Genomic DNA, 17,183 nt, shown 5'->3' on the forward strand with positions numbered 1-17,183 from the left:
CTTGATTCTCGCCCTGCAGAACTACTGGGCCGAGCAAGGTTGTGTGGTACTTCAGCCCTACGATATGGAAGTAGGCGCCGGCACTTTCCATACCGCCACGTTCCTGCGCGCCGTCGGCCCGGAAACCTGGAACGCCGCCTATGTACAGCCAAGCCGTCGCCCGGCTGACGGCCGTTATGGCGAAAACCCTAACCGCCTGCAGCACTACTACCAATTCCAGGTGGTGCTCAAGCCGAACCCGGCGAACTTCCAGGAACTGTACCTGGGCTCGCTGAAGGCCATCGGTCTTGACCCACTGGTCCACGACATTCGCTTCGTTGAAGACAACTGGGAATCGCCGACCCTCGGCGCCTGGGGTCTGGGCTGGGAAATCTGGCTCAACGGCATGGAAGTCACCCAGTTCACCTACTTCCAGCAAGTGGGCGGTATCGAGTGCTTCCCGGTCACCGGTGAGATCACCTATGGCCTGGAACGTCTGGCGATGTACCTGCAGGGTGTCGACTCGGTCTACGACCTGGTCTGGACCGACGGCCCGTTCGGCAAGGTGACCTACGGCGACGTGTTCCATCAGAACGAAGTGGAGCAGTCGACCTACAACTTCGAACACGCCAACGTCGAGAAGCTGTTCGAGCTGTTCGACTTCTACGAAAGCGAAGCCAACCGCCTGATCGAGCTGGAACTGCCGCTGCCAACCTATGAAATGGTTCTCAAGGCATCGCATACCTTCAACCTGCTCGACGCCCGCCGCGCCATCTCGGTAACCGAGCGTCAGCGTTACATCCTGCGTGTACGGACCCTGGCCCGGGCCGTGGCACAAAGCTACCTGCAAGCCCGCGCCAAGCTGGGCTTCCCGATGGCATCCCCTGAATTGCGTGATGAAGTGTTGGCTAAGCTGGAGGCTGCACAATGAGTGCTCAAGATTTCCTGGTTGAACTGGGCACCGAAGAACTGCCACCCAAGGCCCTGAGCGCCCTGGGCGACGCTTTCCTCGCCGGTATCGAAAAAGGCCTGCAAGCTGCCGGCCTGAACTACAGCGACAAGGTCGTGTTCGCCGCGCCACGTCGCCTGGCGGTATTGATCCGTCAACTCGATACCCAGCAGCCTGACCGCAGCATCAATGTCGATGGCCCACCGCGCCAGGCCGCGTTCGATGCCGAAGGCAACCCGACCCAGGCGGCCCTGGGCTTCGCCAAGAAGTGCGGCGTAGAGCTGGCGCAAATCGACCAGAGCGGCGCCAAGCTGCGCTTCTCCCAGCACATTCCGGGCAAGGCCACCGCCAGCCTGCTGCCGACCATCGTTGAAGACTCGCTGAACGACCTGCCGATTCCCAAGCGCATGCGTTGGGGCGCGCGCAAGGAAGAGTTCGTCCGTCCAACCCAGTGGCTGGTCATGCTGCTGGGCGATGAAGTGGTCGATTGCACCATCCTTGCCCAGAAAGCCGGCCGTGAATCCCGAGGCCACCGTTTCCACCACCCGGAAAACGTACGCATCAGCTCGCCGGCCAGCTACCAGGAAGACCTGCGCAAGGCCTACGTACTGGCCGACTTCGCCGAGCGCCGTGAGCTGATCAGCAAACGTACCGCTGAGCTGGCGATGCAACAGGAAGGCACCGCGATCGTGCCACCGGCACTGCTCGACGAAGTGACCGCGCTGGTTGAATGGCCTGTGCCGCTGGTCTGCTCGTTCGAGGAACGCTTCCTCGAAGTGCCACAGGAAGCCCTGATCACCACCATGCAGGACAACCAGAAGTACTTCTGCCTGCTGGACATCGACGGCAAGCTGCTGCCGCGCTTCATCACCGTGGCCAACGTCGAGAGCCGTGATCCGAAGCAGATCATCCAGGGTAACGAGAAAGTCGTGCGCCCACGCCTGACCGACGCCGAGTTCTTCTTCAAGCAAGACAAGAAGCAGTCCCTGGAAAGCTTCAACCTGCGCCTGCAGAACGTCGTCTTCCAGGCCCAGCTGGGCAGTGTCTTCGACAAAGCCGAGCGCGTCGCCAAGCTGGCCGCCTTCATCGCTCCGCATATCGGCGGCGATGCCAAGCGTGCCGCCCGTGCTGGTTTGCTGTCCAAGTGCGACCTGGCCACCGAGATGGTCGGCGAGTTCCCCGAGATGCAAGGCGTGGCCGGTTACTACTACGCACTGAACGACGGTGAGCCGGAAGATGTCGCCCTGGCCCTGAACGAACAGTACATGCCGCGCGGCGCAGGTGCCGAGTTGCCGTCGACCCTGACCGGCGCAGCCGTGGCCATCGCCGACAAGCTCGACACTTTGGTCGGTATCTTTGGCATCGGCATGCTGCCAACCGGCAGCAAGGACCCCTATGCCCTGCGCCGTGCCGCGCTGGGTGTGCTGCGTATCCTGATCGAGAAGCAGCTGGACCTGGACCTGAACGATGCCGTGGCCTTCGCCGTGGCCCAGTTCGGCCACACGGTCAAAGCCGCTGGCCTGGCCGATCAGGTGCTGGAGTTCATCTTCGACCGCCTGCGTGCACGTTACGAAGACGAAGGCATCGACGTCGCCACCTACCTGTCGGTCCGTGCATTGAAGCCCGGTTCCGCACTGGACTTCGACCAGCGCGTGCAAGCCGTTCAGGCCTTCCGCAAGCTGCCGGAAGCCGAAGCCCTGGCCGCCGTGAACAAGCGGGTTTCCAACCTGCTGAGCAAAGCCGAAGGCACGGTTGCCCACCACGTCGAGCCGAAGTACTTCGACAACGCCAACGAGTTCTCCCTGTACTCGGCGATTCAGCAAGCCGATCAAGCGGTGCAGCCAATGGCCGCAGCGCGTCAGTACAGCGAGTCGCTGGCACGTCTGGCAGCCCTGCGTGAACCGGTCGATGCCTTCTTCGAGGCAGTGATGGTCAACGCCGAAGACGCCAAAGTGCGGGCCAACCGTTATGCCTTGCTCAGCCGCCTGCGCGGTCTGTTCCTGGGCGTAGCTGACATCTCGCTGCTGGGGTAAGCCTTGAAACTGCTGATTATCGATCGGGACGGGGTGATCAACGAGGACTCCGACGCGTACATCAAGTCGGTGGAGGAGTGGATACCGATCCCCGGCTCGATCGAAGCGATCGCGCAGTTGAGCAAAGCCGGCTGGACGGTGGCAGTCGCCACCAACCAGTCCGGCATCGCACGCGGCTACTACCCCACGGCCACCCTCGACGCCATGCATGAACGCTTGCGCGGCCTGGTGGCCGAGCAGGGTGGCGAGGTCGGCCTGATAGTCCATTGTCCGCACGGCCCGGATGACGGTTGCGATTGTCGCAAGCCGAAGCCGGGTATGCTCAAGACCATTGCTGCGCACTATGCCGTGGAATTGGCCGGACTTTGGTTTGTCGGTGACAGCAAGGGTGACTTGGAAGCTGCGCTGGCCGTCGATGCACAACCCGTTCTGGTAAAAACCGGGAAGGGTGAACGGACCCTGAGCAAAGGGCTACCAGCAGGCACCTTGGTTTTCGAGGATCTGGCGGCCGTCGCCAGAGCACTTATCCACACGTAGAGCGCCGCCGAATATTCGTCGCCTCCAGGGCCGCAGTAGTGGTTCTGCGACGAGCGTTCCCCCGGTGCACTCCAACAGGCGGGCGAGCCCGCAACGGTACATGCCGCTATGTCGATCCTGCAGGCGATCAGAATCTTTCTTTTTTACCTGCTGTTGGGTACCAGCTCCTTGCTCTGGTGCACCCTGAGCTTTTTTATTGCGCCGTTCCTGTCGTTCCGCGCCCGATACCGTTTCATCAACGTGTATTGGTGCCGTTTCGCACTGCTTCTGGTTCGGGTTTTTCTCGGTATACGGTTCAAGGTAACCGGGGCTGAGAACATTCCTGAACAGCCCTGTGTGATTCTTTCCAATCACCAGAGCACCTGGGAGACCTTTTTCCTCTCCGCCTATTTCCAGCCCTTGAGCCAGGTGCTCAAGCGCGAACTGCTTTATGTACCGTTCTTTGGCTGGGCGATGGCCATGCTCAAGCCCATTGCCATTGATCGCGACAACCCCAAGGCCGCGTTGAAACAGGTCGCCAGCGAAGGGGACAAGCTGCTCAAGCAAAACATCTGGGTTCTGATTTTCCCGGAAGGCACCCGTGTGCCATTTGGCACCATCGGCAAGTTCTCCCGTGGCGGTACCGCCTTGGCGGTAAATGCCGGGCTGCCGGTGCTGCCGATCGCCCACAACGCTGGCAAGTACTGGCCCAAGGAAGGCTGGGGTAAATTGCCCGGCACCATCGAGGTCGTCATCGGTGCGCCAATGTGGGCCGAAGGCACCGGGCCACGGGCTATCGCCGAGCTCAATGACCGCGCAGCAGCCTGGAACGAGCAGACCCAACGCGACATGGGCTCCCTGCCGCCCGTGGCGCAAAATGAAGCCCAGAGCACACACTGACGATCTGTGGATAACTTGTGTACAGTATTTTGATAAATCACCACTACGATGAGCTAAGTGCTTAATTTAAATACTTATTTCTCTGTATGACTGTTTTCTGAAAATCGTGCATAAGTTTTTTCACGGCATAAAAAAACCGGCGTTTACGCCGGTTTTTTTTATGCCATCAGATCAGACCTTGTCGATGTCCACGTCGCGGGTTTCTTTCAAGCAGAACAGCCCCACCACCAGGCTGATGCCGGTAATCAACACCGGGTACCAGAGGCCGTAGAAGATATCGCCGGTGTACACCACCAAGGCGAATGACACCGTCGGCAGGAAGCCACCAAACCAACCGTTGCCAATGTGGTAGGGCAGCGACATCGAGGTGTAGCGAATGCGGGTCGGGAACAGCTCGACCATCACCGCCGCCAGCGGGCCATAGGTCATGGTCGCAATCAGGATCATCACCACGATCAGCAAAACCACCATCGGCTGGTTCACCGAGGCCGCATCTGCCTTGGCTGGGTAACCCGCCTTGTCGATGGCTGCACGCATCGCCGCTTCATCGAAACCACTGATTTGCTGATCGCCAATGGACACGACCACAGGGCTGCCAGCGGCTGCCGTCTCGGAACTGTAAGGCAGGCCCTGCTTGACCAGGAACGTCTTGACCTTGTCGCATTGGCTGTCGAAACGCGCCTTGCCCACCGGATCGAACTGGAAGGTACAGCCTTGTGGATCGGCAATGACCACAATCGGCGCCTGGCGGCTGGCTGCGTCGATCTGCGGGTTGGCGTAATGGCTCAGGGCTTTGAACAACGGAAAGTAGAGCAGGGTGGCCAACAGCAGGCCTGTCATCAGGATCGGCTTGCGCCCGACCCGGTCCGACAGCCAGCCGAAGAAGACGAAGAACGGCGCACCGATGACCACGCTGATGATCAACAAGGTGTTGGCCTGGCCAGGGTCCATCTTGAGCATCTGGGTCAGGAAAAACAGCACGTAGAACTGCGCGGTGTAGAACGTCACGGCCTGCCCGGCATTGATACTGAACAGCGCGGTGAAGACCACCTTGAGGTTTTCCCAGGAGCCGAAGGACTCACGAATCGGCGCACGGCTGGTTTTACCCTGAGCCTTCATTTTCACGAAGGCCGGCGATTCGTGCATGCTCATGCGAATCCAGGTGGAGATCGCCAGCAGCACAATAGACAGCAGGAACGGCAGGCGCCAGCCCCAGACTTCGAACTGATCACCACTGACGTAACGGCTGGCCAACACCACCAGCAGGGACAGCAGCAACCCCAGGGTGGCTGTGGACTGGATGAAACCGGTATGGAAGCCACGCTTGCCGGGCGGGGCATGCTCGGCAACATAGGTCGCGGCGCCGCCATACTCACCACCAAGCGCCAACCCCTGAAGCATGCGCAACACCACCAGAATGATCGGTGCGGCAATGCCAATGCTCGCATAGGTCGGCAACAAGCCCACGGCAAAGGTCGACAGGCCCATCAGCACAATGGTCACCAGAAAGGTGTACTTGCGCCCGATCATGTCACCCAGGCGGCCGAATACCAGCGCCCCGAATGGGCGTACCAGGAAACCGGCAGCAAAGGCCATCAAGGCGAAGATAAAGGCTGTGGTGTCGTTGACCCCGGCAAAGAACTGCTTGCTGATGACGGCCGCCAGGGCGCCATAGAGGAAAAAGTCATACCACTCGAAAACCGTCCCGAGGGATGACGCAAAGATGATCTTGCGTTCTTCCCGGCGGCTATTCACCACCGTTGCCGCGCCACGCTCTTGGATGTAGTCCGACATCGTTGTTGTCCTCGGCCTTGAGGCCACAGTGATTATTGTTGTTGTTCCACTGTCGGTGCCGGGCGACTGCATCCGGCGCTCCGTTTACCACATCACCCTGTCAGATCAGGGTGTAACGACTGCCGCTGTAACGGTCCCCCTTGGGCTTGCCGCATTGTTGAGTATCAGCTGTGCCGCCTTCTCGGCGATCATCAGGGTCGGCGAGCAGGTATTGCCCGAGACAATCTGCGGCATGATCGACGCATCGGCGATACGCAGGCCGGATACGCCGTGTACACGCAATTGAGCATCCACTACATCCAGCGGCCCGCTGCCCATACGACACGTACCGACCGGATGGAAGATGGTGGTACCGATCTTGCCGGCCGCTTCGTACAGCTGTTCCTCGGTCTGCAGCGCCGAACCCGGCAGGTATTCCCGCGGCTGGAAAGGCGCCAGGGCAGGTGCCTGCACGATCTGCCGGGTGAGGCGGATGGCCTGGGCGGCAACCTTTAGGTCCTGCGGGTCACTGAGGTAATTGGGATCGATGGTTGGTGCGGCTGCTGGATCTGCCGAACCGATGTCGACCCGGCCACGGCTGGCCGGGCGCAGGTTACAGACCGATGCAGTGAAGGCCGGGAAGCGATGCAGCGGCTCACCAAAACGCTCCAGTGACAACGGCTGCACGTGATACTGCAGGTTGGCGCTGGCCTGCTCCGGCCCGGAGCGCACGAAGGCCCCCAATTGGCTCGGCGCCATCGCCAATGGCCCGCTACGGTCGTACAGGTAGCGCAAGCCCATGCCGACCTTGCCCCACAGGCTGTTGGCGACCTGATTCAGGGTTCGGACATTGCTGACCTGGTAGATCAGGCGTAACTGCAGGTGATCCTGCAGGTTGCCGCCAACCCCTGGAAGTTCGTGCCGTACAGCGATGCCCAAGCGCTCAAGAAGAAGTCGTGGACCGATGCCGGAACGTTGGAGAATGCCTGGAGAGCCAACCGCACCAGCACACAGAACGATCTCTCGGCGCGCCGTAAAGCGTTGCCAGTTGCCCTGCCAACGAGCATTGACTGCCGTGGCACGCCCGTCTTCCAGTACCAGGTTGTCGACCAGAACATCGGTCAGTACGGTCAGATTGGCCCGCGCCTGAACCGGCCGCAGAAAAGCTTTTGATGCATTCCAACGCACACCGGAGCGCTGGTTGACCTGAAAATATCCACAACCCTGGTTATCGCCGCCGTTGAAATCACTCACGCTGGCAATGCCGCTCTGGGCCGCCGCTTCGCGAAACGCGTCGAGAATCGCCCAGGAATAACGCTGTTGCTCGACTCGCCACTCACCGTCAGCACCATGCACGTCGCTGGCACCGGCAAAATGCTTTTCGCTGGTTTTGAACAGTGGCAAGACATCCTTCCAGGCCCAGCCGGGGTTGCCTGCCTCTGCCCAGCGGTCATAGTCCTGAGCCTGGCCACGCATGTAGATCATGCCGTTGATCGAGGAACAGCCGCCCAGCACCTTGCCCCGTGGATAGCCCAAGCTGCGGCCTTGCAAACCGGGTTGAGCCTGGGTCTTGAAGCACCAGTCGGTGCGCGGGTTACCAATGCAATAGAGGTAACCGACAGGGATGTGAATCCACGGATAGTTATCGCGCCCCCCTGCTTCCAGCAGCAGCACCCGGCAACCCGGATCGGCAGAAAGCCGATTGGCCAGGAGACAGCCGGCAGGGCCAGCGCCGACGATGACATAGTCGTAGGAATGATCGGCTGATGCCATGAGGGACCTCGCGCCTATTTATTATTCTTGTCCCGGTCCATGTTATTGATTAATTTCGCGATGAAAACGTTAGATTTCGCTCAAGTGCTGTGCGTTTTAGAACAACGCACGTGAATACCTGATTCACAAGGAAAAGCATGTTCGACTGGAATGATCTGCGGTTTTTTCTCGAGTTGCAGCGCAGTGGCCGGCTACTGACCGCCGCCAAGCGCCTCAACACTACCCACAGCACGGTGGCCCGGCATATTGAAAGCATCGAACAAAGCCTGGGCACCCCCTTGTTCGTACAGCATGCCCAAGGCTACGAACTGACCCCGTCCGGCCAGGCCCTGCTCAAGCACGCCGAAGCCATGGAAAACGTTGCCCTGCTGGCCCAGGAAGAAATTACCCAGGCCATGACGCCGCTGGGCAAGATTCGCCTGGGCGTCACCGAAGGCATCGGCATCATGTTCTTCACCCCACGTATGGCTGGCCTGTTCGAGCGCTATCCGGGGCTGGAGGTGGAGTTGGTGGCCGTGCCACGCTTCGTCAGCATCCTCAACCGCGAAGCCGAAATCAGCATTCATCTGGAACGCCCCAATGCCGACCTGCTGATCACCCGCAAGCTCACTGATTACCGCCTGGCTCTGTATGCCAGCCCTGATTACCTGGCACAGGCGCCGCTTTTGAACTGCCGCGAAGACCTGGCTCGGCATAACTGGATTGGTTATGTAGACGACCTGCTGTTCAGCCAGGAGCTGCTGTTTCTCAACAGCTTCTGTCGAGCTCCGAATGTGGTTTTCCGCAGCACCAGTGTGATCGCTCAACATCAAGCTGCACGGGCGGGGTTGGGTATCGCTGTGCTGCCCAACTACATGGCCCGTCACGACCCGGGGCTGGTACGCGTGCTGCCCAGCGAAACCATCCAGCGCAGTTACTGGATCTGCACCCGTCGCGAGCTGCACAAGTCGGTACGCTTGAGAGTGGTTTGGGACTACCTGCTGGCACTCTGCGCCGAAGAGCAGAGCGCCTTGCTGGCCGAGTAGGGCGCCGTATCAGGCGCCCAGGGTCTTGACCATGAGCAGCAGGGCGGCGGCAATGCCGACCAGAGCAAACACCTGCTGAAGTCGAGGCCCGGCGACTTTGTGTGCAAACTGCCGGACGATGACCAAACCGACCACCGCGCCAATGGCAAAGGGCAGGCCAACGCTCCAATGCATCACACCGCCCAGGCTGGCACTCACCACACTGCCAACAGACACCAGGGCAATCACCGCCAGTGAAGTGGCGACAATGCTCCTCATCTCCAGGTTGGTGTAGCGGGTCAAGGCCGGAATGATTACAAAGCCACCGCCCACCCCCAGCAAACCCGACAGCAGCCCGGAGAGCAGGCCCGTGAAGGCCAGCGCACGGGCACAGGGCAACGTCCACCGCAGGCGCCCCTGCAGAGGGTTCAGGACACAGGGCTGAACATCACGCGGCAGCGATCCACACCCCCCTTTCAGTTCATGCCGCGCCTTGAGCAACATCCGCACGCAGACATAGATCAGCACCACGGCAAAGGCCAACGCCAACGGCGCGTTGGGCAGCCGATGCGCCAACAGCAAGCCCAGTGGCGCCGTGAGCAACCCCAGCGAGGCAACGAACAGCGCTGCACGGTAGCGCACCACGCCCTGACGCAAACCCAGCACTGCACCAACGCCTGCGGCCAGGCCCACCGCCAGCAAGCCAACGGGCGCAGCTTCGGCCATCGACAAGCCCAAACCGAACACCAGAAGCGGCACGGCAAGAATGCCACCGCCAGCACCGGTCAGCGCAAGAATGGCCCCAATGACCGCGCCCAGCCCGGCCCCCAGAAATTCATGCTCGATCACTGATGGGCCTCACGTGGTGCGGGTAACGGCTTGGCCATCCACTCACGGCCTTTGAGCATGCAACGCCAGTACAGCGGCGGCAGGATACGCTCCTTCAACAGCCAGGCCAGACGGGTCGGCTTACGCCCATCAAGCAGCCAACGAGGGAAGCTTGGGGCAACCTTGCCGCCATAGGTGAACTCGGCCAACACGATCTTGCCGCGCTCCACGGTCAACGGGCAGGAACCGTATCCGTCGTAGTGCACGACATCCGCCAGGCGCCCCAACGCGACCAGTACGTTATTGGCAACCACAGGGGCCTGCTTGCGCGCAGCGGCGGCGGTCTTGGCATTCGTGGTGTTGGTGGCATCGCCAAGGCCATGGATATTGGCAAAACGACGGTGGCGCAGGGTTGCCGGATCGACATCGATCCAACCCGCTGCGTCCGACAAGGGGCTGTTACGTATGAACGTCGGCGGCACTTGCGGGGGCACCACATGCAGCATATCGAATGGCTGCACCAGGGTTTCGCTGCTGCCGTCAGGCAGGGAACGCACAAAGGTTGCCTGCTTCGCCGGCCCATCCACCGCTACCAGACGATGGGCGTAGTTCAGATCGACCGCATACTTGTCGATGTACTCCATCAGCGCAGGCACGTAGTCGGCCACCCCGAACAACACCGCGCCGGCATTGAAGAACCGTGCCTGGATATTGTCCAGACGGCCGCTGCGCAACCAATGATCGCACGACAGGTACAGGGCCTTCTGCGGTGCGCCAGCGCACTTGATCGGCATCGGTGGCTGGGTGAACAGGGCCTTGCCTTTCTCCAACTGCTGAACCAGCTGCCAGGTGTAAGGCGCCAGGTCATAACGGTAGTTGGAGGTCACACCATTGCGCCCCAAGGTTTCACTCAGGCCTTCAATCGCATCCCAGTCAAGCTTGAGGCCCGGACAGACAACCAGTTGTGCATAACTGATCAGCCGACCATCCTCCAACTGCACCGTCTGCGCCTGAGGGTCGAAGAACTGTGCGGCACCCTTGATCCAGGTCACTCCCTTGGGAATAGCCGAGGCCATACTACGCACCGTGCTCTTGGGCTGGAACACGCCAGCACCGACCAGCGTCCAGCCAGGTTGGTAGTAATGAACCTCGGCCGGATCAATGATTGCCACATCGAGGGACGAATCGCGTGCCATCAGGCTGGAGGCAGTGGCAAGGCCTGCTGCGCCGGCACCGATGATCAGGACTTTGTGGTGCGCACAGGCGGGCGACGTTGAAGATGATTGAGCAAGCATGGCAGTGTTTCCTAAATAATAATTCTGTCGCGCCGGAATCAGATGGCGTTGAGCGGGATCTTCAAGTAGCGCACGCCGTTGTCTTCAGGCTCGGGCAACTGACCGCTGCGCATGTTGACCTGCACCGAGGGCAGGATCAGCACCGGCATCTCCAGCGTCGCGTCGCGGGCTTTGCGCATCGCCACGAACGCCTCTTCGCTGATACCTGCATGCACATGAATGTTGTTCTCCCGCTGCTCGGCGACCGTGGTCATGTAACGCAGCTCGCGACCGCCTGGCAGGTAGTCGTGGCACATGAACAGCCGGGTATGGTCGGGCAGGGCAAGGATGCGTTTGATCGAGCGGTACAACGTGCCTGCGTCTGCACCGGGGAAATCACACCGCGCAGTGCCGTAGTCAGGCATGAACAAGGTATCGCCGACGAACGCTGCGATTTCACCGCCCGCTTCAACGATATACGTCATGCAGGCCGGGGTATGACCTGGGGTATGCATGGCCCGCGCACGCAAGCCGCCAATCAGGAATTCGCTACCGTCCTCAAAGAGCACGTCGAACTGACTGCCGTCACGGGCGAATCGACTATCGGCATTGAACAGCGCACCGAAGACTTTCTGCACTTGGGTGATATGGCTGCCAATGGCGACCTGCCCACCGAGCTTCTCTTTCAGGTACGCCGCCGCCGACAGGTGATCAGCATGCACATGGGTTTCCAGAATCCATTGCACCTTGGCGCCCAACTCGGTCACCCGTGCAATCAGTTTGTCCGCCGAGCACGTATCGGTACGACCAGACTTGGGATCGTAGTCCAGCACACTGTCGATCAGTGCACAGTGTCCGCTGTCGCGATCCATCACCAGATAACTGATGGTCCAGGTCGCGCTGTCGAACAGTGCTTCCACATACAGGTTGCCGCCAATGATCATGACCTTCTCCCGATAAATCCATTGATGCCAACGTAAGGCATAGCTGGCAGTCGCAAGGCTGTCATCAAGATATGTGCCATCGGTCGGGAAAGGCGTAGCCCCAACGTTTAAAGGGCCCGGCTGTACCTCAGCGAACAGACTGCCGCGCCATTTGGCAGTGATGTGGCAGTACCTGGCAGTTTTTGGCAGTCTTCGTCGCCTTCGGGTAAGCTCTTGGTGTGATTGCCCAGGTGTCGCCATGTCCCAGTTGATTACCGTTGCCCCGAAGATCCCCGCCGTTCAGGCGCTGGTGTCATACCTCGAACATGACCCTCAGCCCACCATCGTGCTCGATACCCACTACAACATTCTTGCTGCCAACAGTGCGTACCAACGTCAGTTCGGCGTAGAAGGCCAATCAACCCTTGGCGCGAAGTGCCACCAGGTCTCCCATCACTACGCCGTACCCTGCGATCAGGCCGGCGAGCATTGCCCGATGCGCAAGGCGAGAGAAAGCCGTGTGCCCGAGCGGATGCTGCATATTCACCACACGCCGCGTGGTCCGGAACATGTTGATGTGGAGCTACGGCCGATACTCGATGAGCAGGGTGAGGTGGTCGCGTTCGTCGAGCGCCTGACCAGCATCACCGTGGCCTCGGCTCAACCCCAGCAACATGGCCTGGTTGGCCGGGCGCCAGCGTTCAAGCAGGCACTGGCCAGCCTGCAACGTGCGGCACCGTCACAGATTCCAGTACTGCTGCAAGGTGAGTCCGGCACGGGCAAAGAGCTGTTCGCCCGTGCGCTGCATCTGAGTGGCCCACGCGCCAACGGTCCGCTGGTGGTCGTTGACTGCACCGGCCTGACCGAATCACTATTCGAAAGCGAGCTGTTCGGCTATGAAAAGGGCGCCTTTACCGGCGCTCTGCAACGCAAGATCGGTCTGGCGGAAGCCGCACATGGCGGTACCCTGTTTCTCGATGAGATCGGTGAAGTACCACTGGCAATGCAAGTGAAGCTGTTGCGTCTGATCGAGTCGGGCAGCTTCCGCCCGGTGGGCAGCCTGCGTACTGTTCACTCGGACTTCCGCCTGATCTCGGCCACCCACAAACCCCTCAAGGAAATGGTTGCCAACGGCACCTTCCGTGAAGACCTCTACTACCGGATCAGTGCCTTTCCGATCCGCCTGCCGTCATTGCGCGAGCGGGTCGAAGACCTGCCGCTGTTGATCGACAGCCTGTTGCAACGCATGGCCGGCGCTCAGGCACCGCGGGTAGATCCGCAGGCCATGCGCTGGCTCAGCCTGCACACCTACCCGGGGAACATTCGCGAGCTGAGAAACATCCTCGAACGCGCTCGCTTGTTTGCCGACGATGGCCTCATCAGGGCAGAGCACTTACCCGACGATGTGAAGCATGACAATGCCACGGCAGGGCAATCGCAGCGACGAAAAAAGGATCACCTTGGCCAACTGGCACAAGCACTCCAAGCCTTTGAAGGTTCGCGCAGTGAATTGGCCCAACAGTTGGGAATGAGTGAGCGAACGCTGTATCGGCGCTTGCGCGAGTTGGGGCTGTGAGCCGCGCCGGGCATGCCGGCCCTTAACCCTGTCCGAGAAAATCAATAACACCATTCCTTGATTTTCAGTTGCCGAGACAACAGTTTCTTCACGGTCCCTCGGGCAAGATCTTGGCTGAATCTGCCTAGCTCTTGATGGGGTCCCGCTTTATGTCGTTGTCTTTCACAGGGTCGAACCAGCGCGCAAGAAACGTGCTTATCACTGTACTTGCAGTCGTGCTCTTAATTGTCGGCTCCTACTTTCTATTCAGAACACCTCGGCTGACCAATCTTGCCCAGAGCAGCGCTGCACAACTGGCCCCGCTAAAATCGGCATGGGCCAGTGGTGACGCAATTGTCGTGATTCGCCATGCGGAACGCTGCGACCTGTCCAGTGCGCCGTGCCTGGATGCCGCTGATGGCATCACCAAGCGCGGCAAAGACATCGCCGTAAAGTTGGGCGAGCATTATCAAACACTCGGCCTGGACCAGGCTGATATCTTTACCAGCCCCCTGACAAGAACCCGGCAAACCGCGAACTTCATGTTTAACCATGATGTCGAGCCGCAGCAGTGGCTAGCCGCCTGCAAAGGCATCATGCTTAAGACCGCGCTTGAAACTAAGCGCCCGGGACACAACCTGATTCTGGTTACACATAGCGATTGCATTCGGGAGATAGAAAAGCACTTGAATGTGCATGCCCCTGAAAAGCCACCCTATGCCTCGTCACTGTTCATCGTCCTGGGTCAGGGCGACAAAAAGCCACGGGCGCTGGGTTTCTTTTACTCGCGAGACTTTAATACCGAATGGATGAGCCAGAAGTAATAGCCGTCATCGCTGCACACCTGAAGACGTTTTGGTTTTCCTGACGAAGTAAAAAACGCCCCTTGAACCGGGGCGTTTTATGATCCTGCTTGTACGCAAACAACTCAGGGTTTGCGGGGGACTCAATTAGTTGTCAAAGCAACCGTTACCCATTGCAGCGTACTGCATGGTGTGTACCTGGCCCTGGTGGTCTTCGTAGGTCATTTTCATCTGCACCACACCACACACATCAGGGATACGATCCTGGTGGATCACGTGGGCAATATCAGGGTGGCTACCGTACGTGTATTGCTCTACTGCAGGTGCTTCGGCAGCGAATGCCATTTGAGTGCCGATCATTACACAAGCAGTGGTAACCAGAGCGGTAAACAGTTTCATTTTTACAGTGTCCCAACGATGCAAACGATCTACGTCTTCAGTCGGAATCGGTAAGGCTGAAGGCTCTGCGAAACGTGGCAGGGTCGTTTGCTTACACCCTTTGGATTCTGCGTTTCGCGGCTTTGTTTGGAAGCTGTGTACAGTCTATTCCGCTGAAAATTTAGATAAATGCCAATGTTGGCAAAGCATTCTTTAGCGAAATGGAACAATCGCTTGAGGTCGAATCCCACTCACTCAGCAAGCATATTTTGTGCGTCCACAGTAGTTCGTCTGCGACGGGATCACAGTGCATCCAGATTACGGTGCAAGAGGCTGTCCGCGATCCAGTTTGCAACTAAGGATTATCGAGGTAGTGGTCTTCTCCAGCCCGTCGACACTGCCAATCAGGTCCAGCATTTCATCCAGCCGCTCCGGCGAATCGGCTCGCAGCCAGGCGACATAGTCAAACTCTCCGCTCACCGCGCAAAGCAGTTGCACCTCGGCCATGCAGGTAAGGCGCCGCAGCACCTCCTTACCGCTACGAGGCTTCACGGTGATACCAACATAAGCCTGCAACCCGCCATCCATCACACGCTGACCCAGTCGAACGCCGTAACCACGGATTACGTTGAATTTTTCTAGGCGAACCAGCCGTGACATCACAGTGGTCCGTGCGATACCCAGGTGTCGAGCGAGCATTGTCACACTCTCTCGAGCATTGATCTGGAGAGCAGCAATCAGTTGACGGTCAATTTCGTCAAGGACTACGGGATGCAGGTCGGACATAGGGTGCTCAGCAGTCGGATTTTCAATGAGGTTGGCAAGCGCGTATGACTGGCAGATAGGGCATTTGAGCGATAACAGCAATTTTCACTAAGGAGCGGAAAGGGCCGACGGCAACGGATTTGTCGATATGTAGTAAAAATTACATAAATAAAGTATTTGCCATAAAATGAAATATTATCTACAAATTTAGGCCATACGGAGGTCACATGCAACAACTCAAACAACGCCTGACCCTACCTGAGACCGAGCTCACACCTGCGGAGCGCAAGGTCGTGCGAGCACTGCTCGACGACTACCCACGTGTGGGGTTGGGGCCTATGGCTCGCCTCGCTAAACGCGCCAGCGTCAGTGATCCAACCATTCTGCGACTGGTGAAGAAACTTGGATTTGGCGGTTATGGGGAGTTTCAGGATGCACTTCTAGCCGATGTGGATGATCGCATGCGTTCGCCACGCACTTTGCTCGTCGAACGACGTGAACACTTGGCCGGAAGCGACGCTTGGAACGGTTATCTGGAGAACGCCGCACAGAACCTGCAACAAACCCAGGGTCTGACACAGTCAGGTGATATCGAAATACTGTGCGGCTGGCTGCTCGATACACGCCTGCGTGTCCATTGTCACGGCGGTCGGTTCAGCAGATTCCTTGCCAGTTATCTGGTGACCCACTTGCGTCTGCTGCGCCCTGGCTGTCACCTACTTGACGACAACGCCCAACTCGCAGATGTGCTCTATGACCTAGGTCGCCAGGACCTGCTCCTGCTGTTTGACTATCGCCGCTATCAGAGCCAGGCGTTGCTCCTGGCAGAGCAGGCCAAGGCTCGAGGTGTGCGCCTCGTGCTGTTCACTGACATTTATGCCTCGCCACTGCGCGAGCTCGCAGATCTGATCATCAGCTCACCCGTCGAGTCTCTATCACCGTTTGACACCCTAGTGCCGGCTATGGCCCAGGTGGAAGCATTGGTGAACTACCTAGTGAGTCGAATGGACGATCAGCTCGATGAGCGCCTTGGCGGTATCGACGCTCTGCGTACCACTTTCGGAAGCCATCTCTTGGAGGAATGACTGATGTTTGTTTTACCGCATGACTCACCCCGCGACCTACCCTTTACGCCTCGGCAGACATCTATCCTGTTTGTCGACATGCAGCGTGCATGGTGTGAGCCCGGCCTAGATCCTCACGTAGACAAGATCTCTGCCGGATATTTCTATACACGCTTAGAGCAGCAGGTTGTTCCCAACCAGCAACGGCTGCTCGAAGCAATGCGTGAAGCGGGTGAAAACGTACTACACACGATAATCGAGAGCCTGACCGCCGACGGCCGCGACCGCTCACTGGACCACAAGCTGTCGGAGATGCACTTGCCCAAAGGCAGCCCGGAAGCGCAAGTGATTCCAGCTCTGACGCCTTACGAAAATGAAATCGTCCTGCCCAAAACATCGTCCGGCGTTTTCAACTCCACTGCCATTGACTACGTGCTACGAAATCTAGGAACCCGCCATCTGATCGTTTGCGGCGTAGTGACCGACCAATGCGTGGACATGGCAGTGCGCGATGCGGCTGACCGTGGCTACTTGGTGACACTGGTCGAGGATGCATGTGCCACTCACAGTCCGGAACGCCACCAAGCATGCCTGGAAGCGATCAAGGGCTATTGCTGGATTACCGACACCACAACTGTGCTCGAACGTCTGCGCGCTTGCCGCTGA

16 protein-coding genes are annotated in these 17,183 nt (G+C 59.0%); 9 read left to right on the forward strand and 7 right to left on the reverse strand.

Annotation, left to right across the window (positions count from 1 at the left end; translation table 11 throughout):
- The first annotated feature begins 1 nt into the window (after position 1).
- The 4 genes from glyQ to EKA13_RS16870 all read left to right on the forward strand — a co-directional run bounded on the left by glyQ (position 2) and on the right by EKA13_RS16870 (position 4,377).
- On the forward strand, positions 2-910 hold the full coding sequence (gene glyQ / locus EKA13_RS16855; RefSeq protein ID WP_083199831.1) for a glycine--tRNA ligase subunit alpha: 909 nt from the start codon (positions 2-4) through the stop codon (positions 908-910).
- Positions 907-2,961 (forward strand): glycine--tRNA ligase subunit beta, encoded by a 2,055-nt coding sequence (gene glyS, locus EKA13_RS16860; RefSeq protein WP_065760483.1) that lies wholly within the window; start codon positions 907-909, stop codon positions 2,959-2,961. The genes glyQ and glyS overlap by 4 nt, the downstream gene beginning before the upstream one ends.
- 3 nt (positions 2,962-2,964) lie before the next feature.
- Positions 2,965-3,498: a D-glycero-beta-D-manno-heptose 1,7-bisphosphate 7-phosphatase gene (gmhB, locus tag EKA13_RS16865; protein ID WP_065760484.1), complete on the forward strand. Its 534-nt coding sequence runs from the start codon at positions 2,965-2,967 to the stop codon at positions 3,496-3,498.
- Between the two features lie 108 nt (positions 3,499-3,606).
- A complete protein-coding gene (locus EKA13_RS16870; protein ID WP_065760485.1) occupies positions 3,607-4,377 on the forward strand; it encodes a lysophospholipid acyltransferase family protein in 771 nt (256 codons plus the stop codon).
- A 171-nt stretch (positions 4,378-4,548) separates the two neighbouring features.
- Here EKA13_RS16870 and EKA13_RS16875 read toward each other — a convergent pair whose 3' ends face one another.
- Both EKA13_RS16875 and EKA13_RS16880 read right to left on the reverse strand, forming a co-directional pair.
- Positions 4,549-6,171 (reverse strand): MFS transporter, encoded by a 1,623-nt coding sequence (locus EKA13_RS16875; protein WP_065760486.1) that lies wholly within the window; start codon positions 6,169-6,171, stop codon positions 4,549-4,551.
- A gap of 105 nt (positions 6,172-6,276) precedes the next feature.
- The gene (locus EKA13_RS16880; RefSeq protein WP_065760487.1) at positions 6,277-7,923 is read right to left on the reverse strand and encodes a GMC family oxidoreductase; all 1,647 of its coding nucleotides are present in this window, start codon (positions 7,921-7,923) and stop codon (positions 6,277-6,279) included.
- A gap of 137 nt (positions 7,924-8,060) precedes the next feature.
- Between EKA13_RS16880 and EKA13_RS16885 the strand changes: the two genes are divergently transcribed.
- Positions 8,061-8,948, forward strand: a complete 888-nt coding sequence (locus EKA13_RS16885) for a LysR family transcriptional regulator (protein WP_065760488.1) — start codon at positions 8,061-8,063, stop codon at positions 8,946-8,948.
- 9 nt (positions 8,949-8,957) lie between these two features.
- On the opposite strand, the gene EKA13_RS16890 is transcribed toward EKA13_RS16885, so the two are convergent.
- The 3 genes from EKA13_RS16890 to EKA13_RS16900 are packed head-to-tail and all read right to left on the reverse strand — an operon-like array spanning position 8,958 to position 11,973.
- On the reverse strand, positions 8,958-9,776 hold the full coding sequence (locus EKA13_RS16890; protein ID WP_065760489.1) for a sulfite exporter TauE/SafE family protein: 819 nt from the start codon (positions 9,774-9,776) through the stop codon (positions 8,958-8,960).
- On the reverse strand, positions 9,773-11,050 hold the full coding sequence (locus EKA13_RS16895; RefSeq protein ID WP_065760490.1) for an NAD(P)/FAD-dependent oxidoreductase: 1,278 nt from the start codon (positions 11,048-11,050) through the stop codon (positions 9,773-9,775). Before EKA13_RS16895 ends, EKA13_RS16890 begins: the two co-directional genes overlap by 4 nt.
- Before the next feature lie 38 nt (positions 11,051-11,088).
- Positions 11,089-11,973 carry an MBL fold metallo-hydrolase gene (locus EKA13_RS16900; protein WP_065760491.1) on the reverse strand — a complete coding sequence of 295 codons (885 nt, stop codon included), beginning with the start codon at positions 11,971-11,973 and terminating at the stop codon, positions 11,089-11,091.
- 238 nt (positions 11,974-12,211) lie between these two features.
- Between EKA13_RS16900 and EKA13_RS16905 the strand changes: the two genes are divergently transcribed.
- On the forward strand, positions 12,212-13,528 hold the full coding sequence (locus EKA13_RS16905; protein ID WP_065760492.1) for a sigma-54 interaction domain-containing protein: 1,317 nt from the start codon (positions 12,212-12,214) through the stop codon (positions 13,526-13,528).
- A 149-nt stretch (positions 13,529-13,677) separates the two neighbouring features.
- Complete coding sequence (pmrG, locus tag EKA13_RS16910; RefSeq protein WP_176717441.1) at positions 13,678-14,331, forward strand: lipopolysaccharide core heptose(II)-phosphate phosphatase PmrG; 654 nt, start codon at positions 13,678-13,680, stop codon at positions 14,329-14,331.
- Positions 14,332-14,457: 126 nt separating this feature from the next.
- On the opposite strand, the gene EKA13_RS16915 is transcribed toward pmrG, so the two are convergent.
- Together EKA13_RS16915 and EKA13_RS16920 are read right to left on the reverse strand one after the other, a co-directional pair.
- Positions 14,458-14,709: a DUF2790 domain-containing protein gene (locus tag EKA13_RS16915; protein ID WP_065760494.1), complete on the reverse strand. Its 252-nt coding sequence runs from the start codon at positions 14,707-14,709 to the stop codon at positions 14,458-14,460.
- Between the two features lie 297 nt (positions 14,710-15,006).
- Positions 15,007-15,474 carry an Lrp/AsnC family transcriptional regulator gene (locus EKA13_RS16920; RefSeq protein WP_065760495.1) on the reverse strand — a complete coding sequence of 156 codons (468 nt, stop codon included), beginning with the start codon at positions 15,472-15,474 and terminating at the stop codon, positions 15,007-15,009.
- Between the two features lie 206 nt (positions 15,475-15,680).
- Between EKA13_RS16920 and EKA13_RS16925 the strand changes: the two genes are divergently transcribed.
- Together EKA13_RS16925 and EKA13_RS16930 are read left to right on the forward strand one after the other, a co-directional pair.
- Positions 15,681-16,538, forward strand: a complete 858-nt coding sequence (locus EKA13_RS16925; protein WP_065760496.1) for a MurR/RpiR family transcriptional regulator — start codon at positions 15,681-15,683, stop codon at positions 16,536-16,538.
- Positions 16,539-16,541: 3 nt separating this feature from the next.
- Positions 16,542-17,183 carry a cysteine hydrolase family protein gene (locus EKA13_RS16930; RefSeq protein WP_065760497.1) on the forward strand — a complete coding sequence of 214 codons (642 nt, stop codon included), beginning with the start codon at positions 16,542-16,544 and terminating at the stop codon, positions 17,181-17,183.

Origin of the sequence: Pseudomonas defluvii, assembly GCF_001695625.1 — a bacterium.
In the GTDB taxonomy this organism is placed as follows: domain Bacteria; phylum Pseudomonadota; class Gammaproteobacteria; order Pseudomonadales; family Pseudomonadaceae; genus Aquipseudomonas; species Aquipseudomonas defluvii.